The sequence below is a fragment of the Paenibacillus sp. fava2 genome (assembly GCF_058313675.1).
Window position 1 is genome coordinate 4,862,735 of the sequence record NZ_CM177755.1, and the last position, 15,235, is coordinate 4,877,969.

The window sequence follows — 15,235 nt, forward strand, 5'->3', positions numbered from 1 at the left end:
ATACATAAAAACAAAACAGGTCGCCGAAGGGCCTGTTAGGTTCAGGCCTTCCCCCTGTCCTCACCCTGGCGCAGTGTAAGCACATGAATCTCCGCCGGACTCCGCCAGCGCACGGGAAGATGCGCAGTGCCGAAGCCCCGGCTGATAAGCAGCTTGGCTTGGGCTCCGCTGCCGTCTTTTCTTGGAATAGTGAACTTGCCGGCATTGTATGTACGGTAGAACGGATCGGCATGCATCTGCAGGCCGAAAGGAAGCACAACCTGGCCGCCGTGGGTATGGCCGGCCAGAATCAGGTCTGCCGGAACGGAATCCTGCCTTGACAACCACAGCGGGTCATGCACGAGAATGATCCGGAAGTACGCAGCTTCATGGGAAGGTACCGCCGGCAGGGGGGCATACCCCTTTTTGCCCCCCTGCCGCGGAAAGTCGACCCCGGTCAGCAGCAGCTTGCCGCCTTGATGCTCAATAAAGACATTCTCGTCCATGAGCAGCCTTGCTCCGCTGGCCCGGATGATATTATCAGCAAGATTAGTCTTTGCCTTGTAATCATGGTTACCGTGAACCGCATATACCGGAGCAAGCGATGCGACTAGCTTCATATTATCTGCCAGCCTGGTCAGCGGATTGCCCTTCTCCGTTATATCACCGCCCAGAAAGACGGCTTCCACCTTTCCGGCCAGCGGTGCTAGAAGAGCTTCGGGAAGCCGCCGGCGATGGATATCGGTAATAAACAGAATCCGGAAGCCGTCAAATTCCGGCGGCAGGCCGCCGAGGAATATTTCCTCGGCAATAATGCTCCGCCCGAAAGCGGAGAAAACCATGATTGTGCCTATAATTCCCAGTCCAACCAGAAGGGCAGCGGCGGCACTAATAATCCAGGCGGCTACCATAAGTTTCTCAGCTCTGGTGCGCCCTCGATTCCCCACCAGACAAGGAATCCGAGCAGCAGAATAAACAGGACACTCAGCGTGTTGACAAATATTTTACTCCACCGGACACGCTGTGAAGGATAACTCTCGGAGCGGGAAGGGGTCTCCGCTTCTTCCTCGGCGGCGATCCTATGTTGCTTGTCCGCCTTCTCAGCGCCTCTTGCCGCATATCTTGCTTTTCTGGAGAGGCCTGCCGATGGCTTAGCTCCTTGTCTGGAGTCCGCTTCAGTCGATGTCTGGACTGCCTTTGTTTTACTGTTAATACCGGCTGAAGGCCGGCTTTTGCGCTCAGCGGACTTGCGGCGGGATTTAACCCGGCTTAACTCCTCGTTCATGACTCCCTCCTGTAGCGGATGACCAGGCCTGAAAACAAGTCGATCAGAAAATGGCAAAGAATCGGCGCCCACAATGTTTCGGTGTGAATGTAAATATAACCAAGCCCGTAGCTGCTGAGGAATACCCACCCGGTCGGAATCCAGTGGCGGAGATAGCGGACATGAATCACCGCAAACAAAATGCTGGTCCAGTAGGGGCCGAAAGCGTGCTGAATGGCGCCGCGGAACAGCAGCTCCTCGCACACCGCAACCATCGCCGCAATGATAATAATATGCCAGAACGGCCGGCGGCCGAACAGGAGCTCATTTATGCCTCCGTCATCCATACTGTCCTGAGGTACAATATGTGTTAACAAAAAGTCCACAACCAGCATAATGCCAGCCAGACCAAGGCCCCAGAGCACAAATTGTGCGCTGTCAGGAAAATTTAATATGTCAATGGGATTTCTTTTCTGCAATAATATCCATATCAGACCGATAAATAAAGTAAGGCCCTGTGTAATATAGAGATTTAGCAGAAGCAGCTTGTCTGTCAGCTGCTGCGGGTCGGCCTTTTTGATCTTGATGTTGCCAAATTTGAATTTTTTCATTGTAACCTGCCTGTTCTAATTTGTTTTTACATAAGATAATTTCCCCAGAAGAAGGAGCACTAAATTATGAATAGCCGTAACTCCCGCACTCAAATGTTATACACACTGGGCTTTCTATTTTTCCTGATCTGCGCATTTGCCGCATTTTTTACGGGAGTGAAGGTTGGAGCTGACAAGACTGAAGCGAAATATGCCCACCTGACCGATGCTGAAGGGGCATTGGAGGAATTCTCCGGGTCGTATCAGCAGCAGGATCTTGTTGCTTTCTATCATAACGTATTTTTGCCTTACCGGGAATTCAAGCGGAATTGGAATAAAGAAGTGGATAATCTGGCGCGCAGCACGGATGCCCGCACGAACGCGGCAACGCTCAAAAATCTCAGTATTCTGGCTGACAAACAGTACGACAAGGTCAGTAAAGACTCCCTGTTTACCAGCTCGCCGCTGCTGTCCCAGGCTCAGCTTAATATTCTTAAGAGTCTAACGCTCTTCTCCCAGGCATCAAGCAAGGTGACCGCCGGCAGCTCCGGTTCTGAAACCTCCAAGGCGCTGAAGAATGACAATTTTACGGCTAGTGCCATCAAGTTCGGGCTGCTGGGACAAAAGAATTTCTATGATTCCATGCTTAAGTGGGGTTCCAAAACGAGCAGCAGCATTCCTGCAGAGACAGGAGCGATTAAGACGCTGTCCTTTGTGTCCTGGAAAAAGATGCCTCTATTGCTCAAAAATTCGACTGTCGCGAATATCATGCTGAACCGCAAAATCTACGGTGCCTACGATCCGCAGGATATTACAGCCAAGATTGATGATATGATCTACTCCGGCACTGCGAGCTCACTCGGCCTGAAGGATGTCCAGTCGTCCATCACGCTGCTCATCTCCACAGGCGCAGTTCAGGAGCAGGACTTCATGAAGTGGCGTGAACAATATTACGGCAAGGAAATTGTACCGCAGCTTCCGTTCTTTTATGAGTAAAGCCAGCTATTGCATCATAACGAAAAATAAAGCTCACTTCAAGGCAGTCCAGGCAGAATAAGCCTATTGACACAGCTGGCATCACCATGTTACATTATGAAAAATTAATCAAGCAAAACCGATGAAGGAACAAAGATTCTGAATGTCTACAGAGAGCCGGTGGGTGGTGCAAACCGGTGGCGGACAGTGTTCTTTAGCGCTCCTGAGATATTGTATCGAACGAATAGTAGATGCAATCGGATCATCTCCGTTATCAGTGTGGCCTTTACGGCCAATGAGGCTGCTTCCTGAACAGTTGCAGTGAATTAGGGTGGTACCACGACAACTCTCGTCCCTTACTACGGCAGTAGTATGGGGTTGGGAGTTTTTTTGTTACCCGGATTCATTATAATTGGTCTAAAAGGCCCACCACTCAGCATTTCGTGTATGTCTGCAGCTTTTTTCTTTTATGCGACAGCGCGTTGCCCCGTTATTCCGGCAATGTTTGCCAGCCAGTTTGACTGCTATCGGTACTGCGGTTGCCTCATGAGGGCATCCTTAGGCATATAAGCTTTTTAACTTTTAAGGGGGATAAGAAACCATGTTTAAAGTATTAGTGTCGGATCCGATCAGCGATTTGGGTATTCAGCAATTGATGGACGCAAGCGATGTAGTTGTGGATAAGAAAACAGGACTGAGCGAAGACGAGCTGATTGCCATCATTGGCGAATATGACGGTCTGCTTGTCCGCAGCCAGACAACGGTTACCGAGAAAATAATCGCTGCCGGCACCAACCTGAAAGTTATCGGCCGTGCCGGAGTCGGAGTTGACAACATCAAGCTGGAGGCGGCTACGCAGCACGGCGTCGTAGTTATTAATGCTCCAGACGGAAACACCATCACTACCTGTGAGCATGCCTTTGCCATGATGATGGCACTGGCCCGCCACATTCCGCAGGCATACGCCAAAACCATCAACGGTGTGTGGGACCGTAAAACGTTCCTTGGCGTTGAGCTGCGCGGCAAGACACTCGGTGTGCTCGGTATGGGCCGGATCGGCAGCGAGGTAGCCAAACGCGCCAAAGCATTCGGTATGAGCATTCTTGCCTATGACCCGTTCCTGACAGCTGACCGTGCCGAGAAGCTGGAAGTGAAGCTGGCCTCGGTCGATGACATCGTGCGCGGAGCTGACTTCATTACTGTACACACACCACTGACACCTGAAACACGCCACATGATCTCCCGCCCGCAGTTCGAGGTTATGAAAAAGGGCATGCGCATCGTCAACTGTGCCCGCGGCGGCGTTATTGATGAAATGGCGCTGGTTGAAGCGATCGACAGCGGCATCGTTGCCGGAGCAGCCTTTGACGTATTCGAGAAGGAGCCGCCTCAGGCTGACCATCCGTTCCTGTCGCATCCGAAGATCATTGTCACTCCGCATCTCGGCGCTTCGACCGTTGAAGCCCAGGAGAACGTCGCCATCGATGTATCGGAGCAGGTTCTGCATATCCTGCGCAACGAGCCGTTCATCAACGCCGTCAACATCCCGCCGGTTGCTCCAAGCGTAATGAACAAGCTTCAGCCGTACTTCACGCTCGGCGAGAAGCTGGGAAGCTTCGCAACACAGCTTACCCACGGTGCAATCAGTGAAATTAACGTTGAATATGCCGGCGATCTCTCCGATGTGGATACGCAGCCGCTGACCCGCTATATCGTCAAAGGTGTGCTGTCCCGCCACTTCGCCGGCGATGTCAATATCGTCAACTCGATGCACCTGGCCAAAACCCGTGACGTGAACGTTGTCGTGACGAAATCGCCTAAGACCAAGGGCTTCACGAACCTGATTACCGTTACACTGAAGGCAGATCCGGATGAAGTGCGTCTGGTAGCCGGCACGCTGCTGCAGGGCTACGGCGAACGCATCGTACAGGTGAACAACTTCCCTGTTGATATTGCTCCGGAAGGTAACCAGATTCTCATCTCCCACAACGATAAGCCGGGGATCATCGGTCTCGTCGGAACCTTGCTCGGTGAAAATGATGTCAACATCGCGTCCATGCAGGTAGGCCGTAAAATAGTCGGAGGAGCAGCGATCATGCTGCTTACTGTAGATAAAGCGGTACCTCAGGATGTGCTGGTGAAGCTTGCCGGACTTCCTGAAATCAATACTGCGGAAGAGGTTATTCTGCAGTAGGAACAGACCCTGCAAATAAATAATGCCCGTCCGGAACGCGCTCATGGCAGCGCTGCTCCGGACGGGCATTTTCCATTCAATTGGTGGCTTCCGTTATTAAAGAATCCGGAAGACAGGAACTCTACGCCCGTCCGAATCCGTGAAGCCGTACTTCTCTGCAAGCGCCCCGACCTGCTGCGGGATTCCTGATAGGGCCAGCTTCCCGCCGTCCTGCGCCAGCGCAGCTGCCGCCCGGCCGATATACGCTGTAGATTCAGTATTCTTAAGCGCCTCTATCTCCTGCCAGTGCTCTTCATCCGTCCCGAACTCTGCCAATACCAGCTCGGTCCGCATCCAGCCAGGTGATAGCGGTATAACCGCAATCCCGTCTGCAGCAAGCTCTACGGACAAACCGTAAGCCATACGGTTTAGCGCATTTTTGGCCAGGTCATAATAGAAATTCCCCGTATATTTATCCCTGTCCCAGAATGTCGTATGGATAATCAGTCCGCCGCTGTCCTTGGACTTGCGCATCAGTGGAACCGCATAATAATTGGTCATCAGCTGCGCCCTGACTCCTGCTTCAAACATATTGTCCCAGTGCGCCGGCGGTTGCTCCCAGAACGGCTCCAGGCCGATCGGCATGGTATTTCCGCCCCAGACATTATTAACCAGGATATCAAGTCTGCCCTTTTCCTCGGCAATCTGCCGGATTGCCTTCTCCGTCTCCTGATCATTTGTATGGTCGCAGCGGATCGCGGCCGCTTCACCGCCGATCTCCAGAATCTCTTTACAGACCGTATCTATTGTCCCCTTTACTTGGCCGGCCTGCTGTGGCCCCGTACTTCTGCCGGTGATATAAACAAATGCTCCCGCGCGGGCCAGCTCGATGGCAATGCCCCTCCCCGCCCCTCTGCTTCCTCCGGTAACCAGTGCCACTTTTCCTTGCAGTGTCATCTTTAATCCAGCTCCTCTCCGGTTATCGTTCATAATATGTGCTTCCCTGTTGTCTTTAATCATTATAACCGGTATATATGTCACCAACTGTCATATATAAATGATACACTTGTAATAAACTATACAATACGTAGCAACGTTAAAGGAGAGAGAACAAAATGAGGGCCGACCGTTTATTATCCATATTGCTTCTGATGCAGGCCCGCGGCAAAATAAGCACACGCGAGCTGGCCGGGCTGCTTGAGGTTTCCGAAAGGACTGTTATGCGTGACATGGAGGCGCTTAGTGCATCAGGTATTCCAGTCATAGCTGAAAGAGGCCGGGACGGCGGCTGGATGCTGCCCCAAGGCTACAGAACCACGCTTACAGGCATGAAACCCCGGGAGATCGGCTCGCTGCTTCTGACGGCGGACACCACTGTTCTGGAGGCGCTGGGGATACAGGAGGACTTTTCTTCTGCAGTCCGTAAGCTGGAAGCAGCGGCAGCAGCCAAGCCGCAGGATTCTCCGCTCCAGCTCCTGACTCAGCGCATCCATATTGACGGCGCAGGCTGGCACCCTTCAGGCGAAGCTTATCCTTACCTCCCCCTGCTGCAGGAAGCAGTATGGACAGACCGGATGGTCTCCATGATTTACAGCAACAATGGCGAACAAAAGGTGCGGAAGATTGCCCCGCTGGGATTGGTAGCCAAACGCGGGGTCTGGTATGCTGCTGCCGAGTGCGGAGGTGAAATGCGGACCTTCCGGGTTTCGCGGATTACTAGAGCTGAAATAACCAGTGAAACCTTTACCCGTCCGCCGGGGTTTGATCTGGCGAACTATTGGGAGCAATCCACCGCTTCATTCAAGGCAGCACTGCCCCGTTATCCTGTCACCCTGCTGCTCAGCAGCTCGGGCCTGCATTCGCTTCAACAGGAGCGGTATACAACCGTTCTGTCCACCCGGCAGTCTGCCAGAGGAGGCTGGCTGGAGGCTCAAGCGGAGTTCCACACCCTGGAATCTGCCTGTAAAATCATATTATCGCTTGGACAGGAGGCTGTGGCAGCCGGTCCGCAGGAGCTGGTAGTCAGCCTGATGGCTGCTTTGCAGGAAACTTCTGCTTTATATGAAGAAATGACCCGTAATTCCACTTCTGCCGGAAACGGGATTTGAGTTTTTATGTCAGTTTTTACAATAGACTGTTCCCCCGTCAATCACCTATACTATACCAATACACACCATTTTTTTTAGGGGGAACTTTATTATGGATTGGATGACCAAGCTTCCGTTAAAACAGAGAATTGTAGCCGGCTGTTATCTTGTCGCCGCATTGTTCGCTGTTCCGGTATTAATTACGATGGTAGTTATGGGCAAACTCATTCTCGGCATCATTCTCATTGCGGCGCTTGCAGGCTTGACTTATCCCCTTGCGCGCTTTGTCGAGAGAACGCTTACATCTTCTTTTGACGAGTTCTCCAATGTCACCCACACCATTGCCAAAGGCGATTTTACAAGCCGGGCTGATGAAAACGGATCTATGGGTGAGGTCAGCCGCTCCTTCAACATCATGATCGACAAGCTCAAGAAAATTTTAACCGAAGCCTCACAAATTACCAAGCACGTTATGGATGCCAGCAGAGGGATCGAAGACAAGAACCACAGCCTCAAAATAGTAATGGCACAGGTTGCCTCCTCCTCTAATGAACTTGCTGTCGGTGCCAATGAAATCTCCGCAGATATCGCGGACATGACAGAATCGATTAAAGATATTGAGACAAAGGTAGCCAACTATACACATTCCACCAAGGAAATGAATAAACGCTCTATACATACGCTTGAACTGGTAGAACAAGGACGGCTGTCGGTAGATACCCAGGCTGAAGGCATGCGCAAAAATATCGAAGCTACGGGCAAGGTTGCCGGTACCATTGAGGCCCTCTCCCAGAACGCCCGCGGGATTTCATTGATTGCCAAATCCATTACTGAGATCGCCGAGCAGACTAACCTGCTGTCGCTGAATGCTTCAATTGAGGCAGCACGCGCCGGCGAACACGGCCGAGGTTTTGCCGTTGTGGCCCAGGAGGTCCGTAAGCTTGCTGAAGAATCCACCGCATCAACCAAAGAAGTATTCGGCCTGATCCGCAGCATTGAATCCGATATCAAGCAGGCCGTAGAGAATATCGCCATCAATGAAGAGGTTGTACAGGTGCAGAATGAGCTGATTGTAGAGACAGCCCACATTTTCTCGCAGATTGTACAGAGCGTGCAATACATAACCGAGCAGATAGCTTCCTTCTCCCAGGAAAGTGACCTGATGCTGGAAAGCGCACTTAAAATATCCAGCGCCATTGAAAACATATCCGCAATAACCCAGCAGACCGCAGCCGGCACCGAAGAAGTATCTGCTGCAATGAATGAACAGATCAACGCCCTGCAATCTGTCGCCGATGAAACCGACAAAATGACGCAAGCTGTATTCCAGCTGCAAAAAACCATTCATATTTTCAAATTCTAAAATACTGGTTCTCAGGCCCTAAGACTGCCGCTCACATAGAGCGGCAGCTTTTTTTTGGATGTGCTCTCAGGTTTCACCAAATCGTTCTGCAATTCGTCAAATTTCGTATTTTTCTGCATTATTGTATTGACAATGATAGAGTTAAAAATATATTGTAAAAGTAAAATTAACCAATGAAATATTATCCATTGGACCTAACTTTATATGGCAAAATTCTCCGAAAGGAAATGACGCAAAGCCATGGATCTACAGTCTCAGTTTCTGGGACCAGGATAGCCAGGTTGCAGCCGGGACGTAAGCACCATTACGTTCTGAACGGCTATACTTGCAACTGGCCTGTGCTCATTTGAGTACAGGTATTCTATTGTCACTAGAGTCGCTAGAATCGCTAGACAAATACACAACGGATAGGGTGGAGCATTTGAAAACAGTCGCAGATTATATGGCGGAGGCACTTCGCAGCCTTGGCGTAACACATTCCTTTGGTATTATCGGCAAATCTATTTGTCCTATAGCTCTTAAGATGGTTGATTACGGTATCGAATTTATTCCGGGCAGACATGAGTCCAGCTCCGGCTTTGAAGCCGCCGGCTATGCACTCAAAACCGGAGGTCTCGGAGTCGCCTTCGGAACCTCGGGTCCGGGAGGAACGAATCTTCTTACTGCTGCAGCACATGCCAAGGCCAACAATCTTCCTGTTCTCTTTATTACAGGGCATCAGTCGATTAAAGAACTCGGAATTCCGCAGTGCCAGGATTCCTCCTCTTATCTGGCTGATCTGGCGGATATGTTCAGACCCGCTACGCTGTTCAGCAAGCTGGTAGAGCGCGGGGATCATTTCAGCACGATTTTCAATCATGCCATCTCTATTGCCCTCAGCGGCAAACGCGGTCCGGTGCATCTGTGCATTCCCTTTGATGTCCAGACAGAAATGCTGGAAGAATGCCGTATTGTTATTCCTGAACACGAGCCGCTTGTCAGCATCGGCAATTTTGAGCGTGTAATTGCCGCAATCAACGAATCATCGCGCCCGCTCATTATTGCCGGCAAAGGCGTAAACCGTTCCGGCACCCACCAGGAGCTGGTACAGCTGGCTGAAACCTTCAATATTCCTGTCGTTACCTCACCGGGAGGCAAAGGAGCCATCGCCTGGGATCATCCGCTGTATCATGGACCGGTAGGTGTGGGCGGATGCAAGCACGGGGATGATCTGCTGAACAGCAGCGATCTGTATATCGTGCTCGGCTCACGCCTGAGCGATATGACCATCTGCAATCTCAAGGCGGAGAATCACCCTGCATTGCTGATCCAGTTTGATTCCGACCCTACCTTCGTCGGCAAAATCCTGAATTCACCAACCATTTCAGTCAGCGGGGATCTGCGTGACAACCTTAGCTACTATCTGGAGAATATTGACCGGGATACTGCGGTCAAACACGAAATAACAGTAGATGCCAATTACCGCGACGAATTGCCTGATCTGCCTAAACTTTCGATCGCTTCGGTCTTGAGCACTTTAAGCGATCAGATTCCTTATAACAGTTCCGTCTTTGTAGATGACGGCAGCCACGGCTTCCATGCTGTAAAATGGTATAACGTCAAGAAGCCTGGAAGCTTTATCTTTGATGCCTACTTCGCCTGCATGGGCAATTCCATCGGCATGTCGATCGGAGCCAAGGCTGCTGCTCCGGACGAAACCGTCTTCTGCATCACCGGGGACGGCTGCTTCATGATGCTAGGGGCTGAGATTAATACTGCTGTGTGCAAAGACCTGCCGGTTATTTTCATTGTCGTTAATAACATGCAGCTGGATATGGCCCTCAAAGGTATGGAAAAGACGACCGGCAGAATTGACGGCACACTCTTCGAGGTTCCGATGGATGCGGCAAAATTTGGTGAATCTCTCGGAGCTGTAGGCTATAAGTGCGAAACGGCTGAACAATTTGCTGCGGCTATTGATGCAGCGGTAGCTTCCAACAAGGTAGCAGTAATTGAACTGCTCACCGACCGTGACGAAATGCCTCCGACAGCGCACCGTGTATTGAATCTTTAATTAACATCATTCAGGGGGTTTTTACGTGGAAAGTTCAGTGAACAGTGGATTCAAGCATTTTACCAACTTGTCCGGAGATTATGGCAATAAGCAGCTGGCGCCGATTAAAGAGCATTTTCCGGAGCTGGCTGAGTATATTATGGGCAACGCATATGGCGATATTTTTCAGCGGACCACGATCGGTGCAGACTGGAAAGAAATTGCTGTTATCTCTGCCCTGATCACGATGGGCCAGTATGAACAGTTGGGCGTACATTATGTAATGGCACTGCGTGTCGGCATGACAGTCGATCAGATCAAAGGCATCCTGCTGCATCTGGTTCCGGCAATCGGCGCTCCGCGGGTAATCTCCGCCTTCAATGTGCTGCTTGCTACCTTGGAAGAAATCAAGTAACTTTAGAACCGGCAGTCTGAATGTAAATCTTTCGATTTGGGGGCTGGAAGGAATGGGCAGGTTTGTTCTGAAAGCAGATTCCGTGAGTAAGATTGTTCATATGCAACTGGAAGGCACCTTCTCCAATGAGGATGGCCTCAAAACAATGCAGGCTTACCAGCAGACAGTCAATCCCATCACAGCTTCAGAATATTCCCTGCAAATTGACTGCCGCAAGCTGAATGTCACCGCACCGGATGTCGTGCCCCTGCTGGAAAGCTGCTTCATTATGTATAAGTCGGAGGGCTTTCAGCAGGTGACTTTAGCACTCGAAAACAACCCGCTGCTCAAGATGCAGCTCTCCCGGCTTGGCCGTAAAGCGGGACTTGATAATATGCTGATCGTTCCTTCCTTTCAAGAATAACAATTAATGTTAAATTAAAAAAGCAACCTGCAGACAAGGTTCTCCTTGCTGCAGGTTGCTTTTTTCCTGTTGTATTTATGTGGTATAGCAGCCCGGTCCTGTGTTAATGCCGTGACTCATGCTTTTCCCAGCCCATACTCCGCTCAACGGCATCCTGCCATACACTATAACGGCGTTCGCGCTCTTCTCCGTCCATCCGGGGTACGAAATCACGTTCCGCTTTATTAAAGCGCTCAAGCTGCTCTCTCGACCAGACTCCTGAGGTCAATCCGGCCAATAAAGCAGCGCCAAGCGCCGTTGTCTCCGCGTAAGTTGTACGGGTCACTGTACTGCCGAGAATATCGGCCTGGAACTGCATCAGCAGATTGTTGCGGACGGCTCCGCCATCCACACGCAGACCGGTCAGCGGCATGCCGGCATCCTTCTCCATTGCGCCAATGACATCACGGGACTGGAACGCCAGCGCTTCCAGTGTTGCCCGGACCAGGTGCCCCGCCGTTGTCCCCCGGGTCAATCCGAAGACAGCTCCGCGCGCGTACATATCCCAGTACGGAGCGCCCAGACCGGTGAACGCCGGCACGACAACCACCCCTTCACTGTCCTCTACTTCAGCTGCCCGCTGCTCAGAGTCAGCCGGACCTTCGATCAAACCAAGCCCTTCGTGAAGCCACTGCACGGCTGCTCCGGCCACAAACACGCTGCCTTCGAGTGCATAATACAGCTCGTCCCCCATTCCCCAGGCTACCGTTGTCAGCAGGCCGTGGTTGGAGACAACAGCTTCCGTCCCAGTGTTCATAAGAATGAAGCAGCCTGTCCCATACGTATTTTTGGCACTGCCTGCCTCAAGGCAAGTGTGTCCGAACAGTGCCGCCTGCTGGTCGCCGAGTACCGAGCGGATCGGAATCTCCGCACCGAACCACCCAGCATCGGCTATACCGAATTCGCCGCCGGACATGCGGATCTCCGGGAGGATGGAGCGTGGAATATGCAGCTCTTGTAAAAGCTGATCGTCCCATCTTCGTTCATGCAGGTTGAACAGCATCGTTCGGGAGGCGTTGGTCACGTCTGTAGCGTGCACAGCGCCGCCTGTGAGCTTCCAGATGAGCCAGCTGTCAATCGTCCCTGCCAGCAGCTCCCCGCGCTCTGCACGCTCTCTGGCGCCCTGCACATGATCAAGGATCCAGGCCAGCTTAGTTGCAGAGAAGTAGGCATCCACAACCAGCCCCGTCTTGTCTGCAATCTCCCGGTCCAGCCCCTGCCGCTTTATCTCCTCACATTGCTGTGCAGTCCGCCGGTCCTGCCAGACAATAGCCGGGTATATCGGCTCGCCAGTAGTCCGGTCCCAGATCAGGGCTGTTTCACGCTGGTTGGTGATACCGATTGCTGTTATGTCCGCCGCAGCTATCCCGCTGGCCTGAATCGCATCTCTGGCTGCCATCAGCTGGCTCTCCCAGATTTGCTCCGGATCATGCTCTACCCAACCGGGCCGGGGAAAGGACTGCTTAATTTCATATTGCCCTTGGGCAACCATGCCGGCCTCCAGATTAAACAGTATAGCCCGGGAGCTCGTAGTCCCTTGATCCAATGATAAAATCATGAATAATGCCTCCTAAAGTGACGGGTATATTGTGTTCCACGATGAACAAGATTAAAGGAGTCCTTTCAACAAAAAGCACCTCTGCATTCAGAGGCGCTGTCAGTCTAAGTCCGGATTTACTGTTTTTCGACAGGAAGCCGTAGCGTAAAAGTCGTGCCTTCGCCAAGCTTACTGGCGGCAAAAATCTGTCCGTGGTGTGATTCGACGATATTTTTGACAATGGCCAGCCCAAGTCCGGTACCGCCCGTTTCCCCGCGCACACGGGCCTTGTCCGCTTTGTAGAAACGTTCAAAGATAAAAGGAAGGTCATCCGGATGAATCCCGGCGCCCTGGTCACGGATCGCAATCTCAATATAACGGCGGCCTTCCAGCACAACAGAGGCGGTCAGAATCGAGATTTGTTTGTCCGCAGGCGTATGCCGGAAAGCATTGTCCAGAAGATTAGTGAGAACCTGCTCCAGCTTATCCATGTCAGCAGACTTCAGCACCAGCGGTCCTTCGGATCTATGCAGATCCAGAATAATATCGCGTTCCTTAGCCCGTACCGAGAATTTACGGTAGATCCGGTCAAGCAGCTCTCCCATTTCAACCTGTCCCATCATCATGTCCGTATGACCGGCTTCCATCCGTGCCAGATCCAGCAGATCCTTGACTAGCCTGCCCATCCGCAGCGATTCATCATGAATCACCTGGACCAGCTCATTTCTCTCCTCCGGAGAGGATGCCATACCATCAAGCAGCGCTTCACTGTAGCCCTGCATCATGGAGAGCGGTGTGCGGATCTCATGCGATACATTGGCCACAAAGTCACGGCGCATCTTCTCCAGCCGAACTTCCTCAGTCACATCCCGGAGAACGGCGACCGCCCCCCTGATATGGTTCTCGGAATAGAGCGGAGCCATATGAACGGACCATACACCCTGGCGGACATGCACATTGGCACGCTGATCCCCTCCATGGCTGAGCGTATCCATAAATAAAGGACGCAGCGGGATCGGAACTGCATGGAAGGCCGCATGTGCTTGCTCCTGCCCGCCAATGCCATCCTCCTGATGCTCCAGGTTCAAATCGCTCCAGGTTTCCAGCAGCTTCTGGCCATGAGGGTTGGTGAGGATGACGTGACCCTCATTATCAAAGGTAATCACAGGGTCAGTCATGCTGCGAAGCACACTGGACAAGTGCCCCTTCTCATGATTCAGGCTGCGGATATTCTCTTCCAGCTCTGCAGCCATATGATTAAACGAGGTCGCCAGCTGGCCGATCTCATCACTGGTACGGAGATTCAGCCTGGTGCCGTATTGTCCGCGGCGGATATTGTTAGCCGCTTCAATGACCTGCTGCATCGGCTGTGTAATTTTGGTAAACAGGAACAACGCAAAAAACGTTGTCAATGAAAACCCGATCATGCAGGCATACATAAATAAACGTTTGATCGCCCCGGAATTGGCGAAGTTGCTGTCGATGTAAGGGAGCAGAAATAGCCCTACCGTAATGAGCACAACAGCAACAAGGCAGATGATCGTAGCCCACAGCTTGCCGACCAAGCTTCTCCAGAAGCTCACCTATTTAGGTACCTCAAGCTTATAGCCGACTCCCCATACCGTGGTGATCATTGCTGCCGATTCCGGTGATACCTTATTCAGTTTCTCGCGGAGTCTTTTCACATGCGTGTCTACAGTACGTAAATCTCCGAAAAATTCATAATTCCACACATCCTTGAGCAGTTCCTCACGGGAGAATACCTTGTCCGGTGATATCGCCAGATAATGAAGCAGTTCATATTCCTTAGGGGTCAGACTGACTTCCTGGCCGCCTGCCGTAACACGGTGGGCATCATGCTCAATAATGAGATGAGGAAACACAATATTGTTGCTGGAATTACTCTCTTTGGATAAAAAGGCCGTCGCCGAGGAACGGCGCATAATGGCCTTTACCCGGTAAATAACCTCGCGCGGGCTGAACGGCTTAACCACGTAATCATCGGCTCCCATTTCAAAGCCCTGTACACGGTTGATTTCTTCACCCTTGGCGGTCAGCATCAGAACGGGAGTAGATTTGACACCTCTAAGCCTTGTCAGCACCTCAATCCCGTCGATTCCCGGCAGCATCACATCCAGCAGGATAAGACCGTAATCATTGGCTGTAGCTTTGCGCAGAGCCATTTCGCCGTCTTCCGCTTCGTCAATTTCGTAGCCTTCTTTTTCGAGATACATTTTCAGCAGGCGGCGAATGCGCTCTTCGTCATCCACCACCAGAATTCTATTCAGATGCTCAGCCATTAACAACAACCCCTCCATCAAATACAGTTGAACATTACCCTGGTACTTATCACGCCCGAGGCATGGAATTTACAATCA

The 15,235-nt window shown here is 51.6% G+C and carries 14 protein-coding genes, 1 riboswitch and 1 other annotated feature; of the genes, 7 read left to right on the plus strand and 7 right to left on the minus strand.

Going from position 1 to position 15,235, the window contains the following annotated elements; genetic code table 11:
- Positions 1-41: 41 nt before the first annotated feature.
- From AC4G46_RS21420 to AC4G46_RS21430, 3 genes are read right to left on the minus strand one after another with little or no spacing between them, the layout of a single operon-like run.
- Positions 42-890, minus strand: a complete 849-nt coding sequence (locus AC4G46_RS21420) for a metallophosphoesterase (protein ID WP_491124484.1) — start codon at positions 888-890, stop codon at positions 42-44.
- On the minus strand, positions 884-1,264 hold the full coding sequence (locus AC4G46_RS21425) for a hypothetical protein (RefSeq protein WP_491124485.1): 381 nt from the start codon (positions 1,262-1,264) through the stop codon (positions 884-886). Before AC4G46_RS21425 ends, AC4G46_RS21420 begins: the two co-directional genes overlap by 7 nt.
- Complete coding sequence (locus AC4G46_RS21430) at positions 1,261-1,854, minus strand: CPBP family intramembrane glutamic endopeptidase (RefSeq protein ID WP_491124486.1); 594 nt, start codon at positions 1,852-1,854, stop codon at positions 1,261-1,263. The genes AC4G46_RS21425 and AC4G46_RS21430 overlap by 4 nt, the downstream gene beginning before the upstream one ends.
- 66 nt (positions 1,855-1,920) lie before the next feature.
- Between AC4G46_RS21430 and AC4G46_RS21435 the strand changes: the two genes are divergently transcribed.
- On the plus strand, positions 1,921-2,829 hold the full coding sequence (locus AC4G46_RS21435; RefSeq protein ID WP_491124487.1) for a hypothetical protein: 909 nt from the start codon (positions 1,921-1,923) through the stop codon (positions 2,827-2,829).
- A 112-nt stretch (positions 2,830-2,941) separates the two neighbouring features.
- Positions 2,942-3,168: a binding site (T-box leader), on the plus strand.
- Between the two features lie 241 nt (positions 3,169-3,409).
- Positions 3,410-5,002, plus strand: a complete 1,593-nt coding sequence (gene serA / locus AC4G46_RS21440) for a phosphoglycerate dehydrogenase (protein ID WP_491124488.1) — start codon at positions 3,410-3,412, stop codon at positions 5,000-5,002.
- A 96-nt stretch (positions 5,003-5,098) separates the two neighbouring features.
- Here the strand turns inward: serA and AC4G46_RS21445 are convergent, their stop codons facing one another.
- Positions 5,099-6,001 (minus strand): SDR family NAD(P)-dependent oxidoreductase, encoded by a 903-nt coding sequence (locus tag AC4G46_RS21445; RefSeq protein ID WP_491124489.1) that lies wholly within the window; start codon positions 5,999-6,001, stop codon positions 5,099-5,101.
- A 95-nt stretch (positions 6,002-6,096) separates the two neighbouring features.
- Between AC4G46_RS21445 and AC4G46_RS21450 the strand changes: the two genes are divergently transcribed.
- The 5 genes from AC4G46_RS21450 to AC4G46_RS21470 all read left to right on the plus strand — a co-directional run bounded on the left by AC4G46_RS21450 (position 6,097) and on the right by AC4G46_RS21470 (position 11,281).
- Entirely contained in the window at positions 6,097-7,089 is a 993-nt protein-coding gene (locus AC4G46_RS21450) for a helix-turn-helix transcriptional regulator (protein ID WP_491124490.1), read from the plus strand.
- A 91-nt stretch (positions 7,090-7,180) separates the two neighbouring features.
- Positions 7,181-8,431, plus strand: coding sequence for a methyl-accepting chemotaxis protein (locus AC4G46_RS21455; protein WP_491124491.1), 1,251 nt, complete (start codon positions 7,181-7,183; stop codon positions 8,429-8,431).
- A gap of 196 nt (positions 8,432-8,627) precedes the next feature.
- A riboswitch (cyclic di-GMP riboswitch) is annotated at positions 8,628-8,720 on the plus strand.
- A gap of 123 nt (positions 8,721-8,843) precedes the next feature.
- The gene (locus AC4G46_RS21460) at positions 8,844-10,484 is read left to right on the plus strand and encodes a thiamine pyrophosphate-binding protein (protein WP_491124492.1); all 1,641 of its coding nucleotides are present in this window, start codon (positions 8,844-8,846) and stop codon (positions 10,482-10,484) included.
- 25 nt (positions 10,485-10,509) lie between these two features.
- A complete protein-coding gene (locus AC4G46_RS21465) occupies positions 10,510-10,878 on the plus strand; it encodes a carboxymuconolactone decarboxylase family protein (RefSeq protein WP_491124493.1) in 369 nt (122 codons plus the stop codon).
- Positions 10,879-10,930: 52 nt separating this feature from the next.
- Complete coding sequence (locus AC4G46_RS21470) at positions 10,931-11,281, plus strand: hypothetical protein (RefSeq protein WP_491124494.1); 351 nt, start codon at positions 10,931-10,933, stop codon at positions 11,279-11,281.
- Between the two features lie 103 nt (positions 11,282-11,384).
- Here the strand turns inward: AC4G46_RS21470 and glpK are convergent, their stop codons facing one another.
- From glpK to AC4G46_RS21485, 3 genes are all read right to left on the minus strand, one after another.
- Positions 11,385-12,878 carry a glycerol kinase GlpK gene (glpK, locus tag AC4G46_RS21475; RefSeq protein ID WP_491124495.1) on the minus strand — a complete coding sequence of 498 codons (1,494 nt, stop codon included), beginning with the start codon at positions 12,876-12,878 and terminating at the stop codon, positions 11,385-11,387.
- 116 nt (positions 12,879-12,994) lie between these two features.
- Positions 12,995-14,440, minus strand: a complete 1,446-nt coding sequence (locus tag AC4G46_RS21480) for an ATP-binding protein (protein WP_491124496.1) — start codon at positions 14,438-14,440, stop codon at positions 12,995-12,997.
- Positions 14,441-15,157, minus strand: coding sequence for a response regulator transcription factor (locus tag AC4G46_RS21485; RefSeq protein WP_068730002.1), 717 nt, complete (start codon positions 15,155-15,157; stop codon positions 14,441-14,443).
- Between the last annotated feature and the right edge of the window lie 78 nt (positions 15,158-15,235).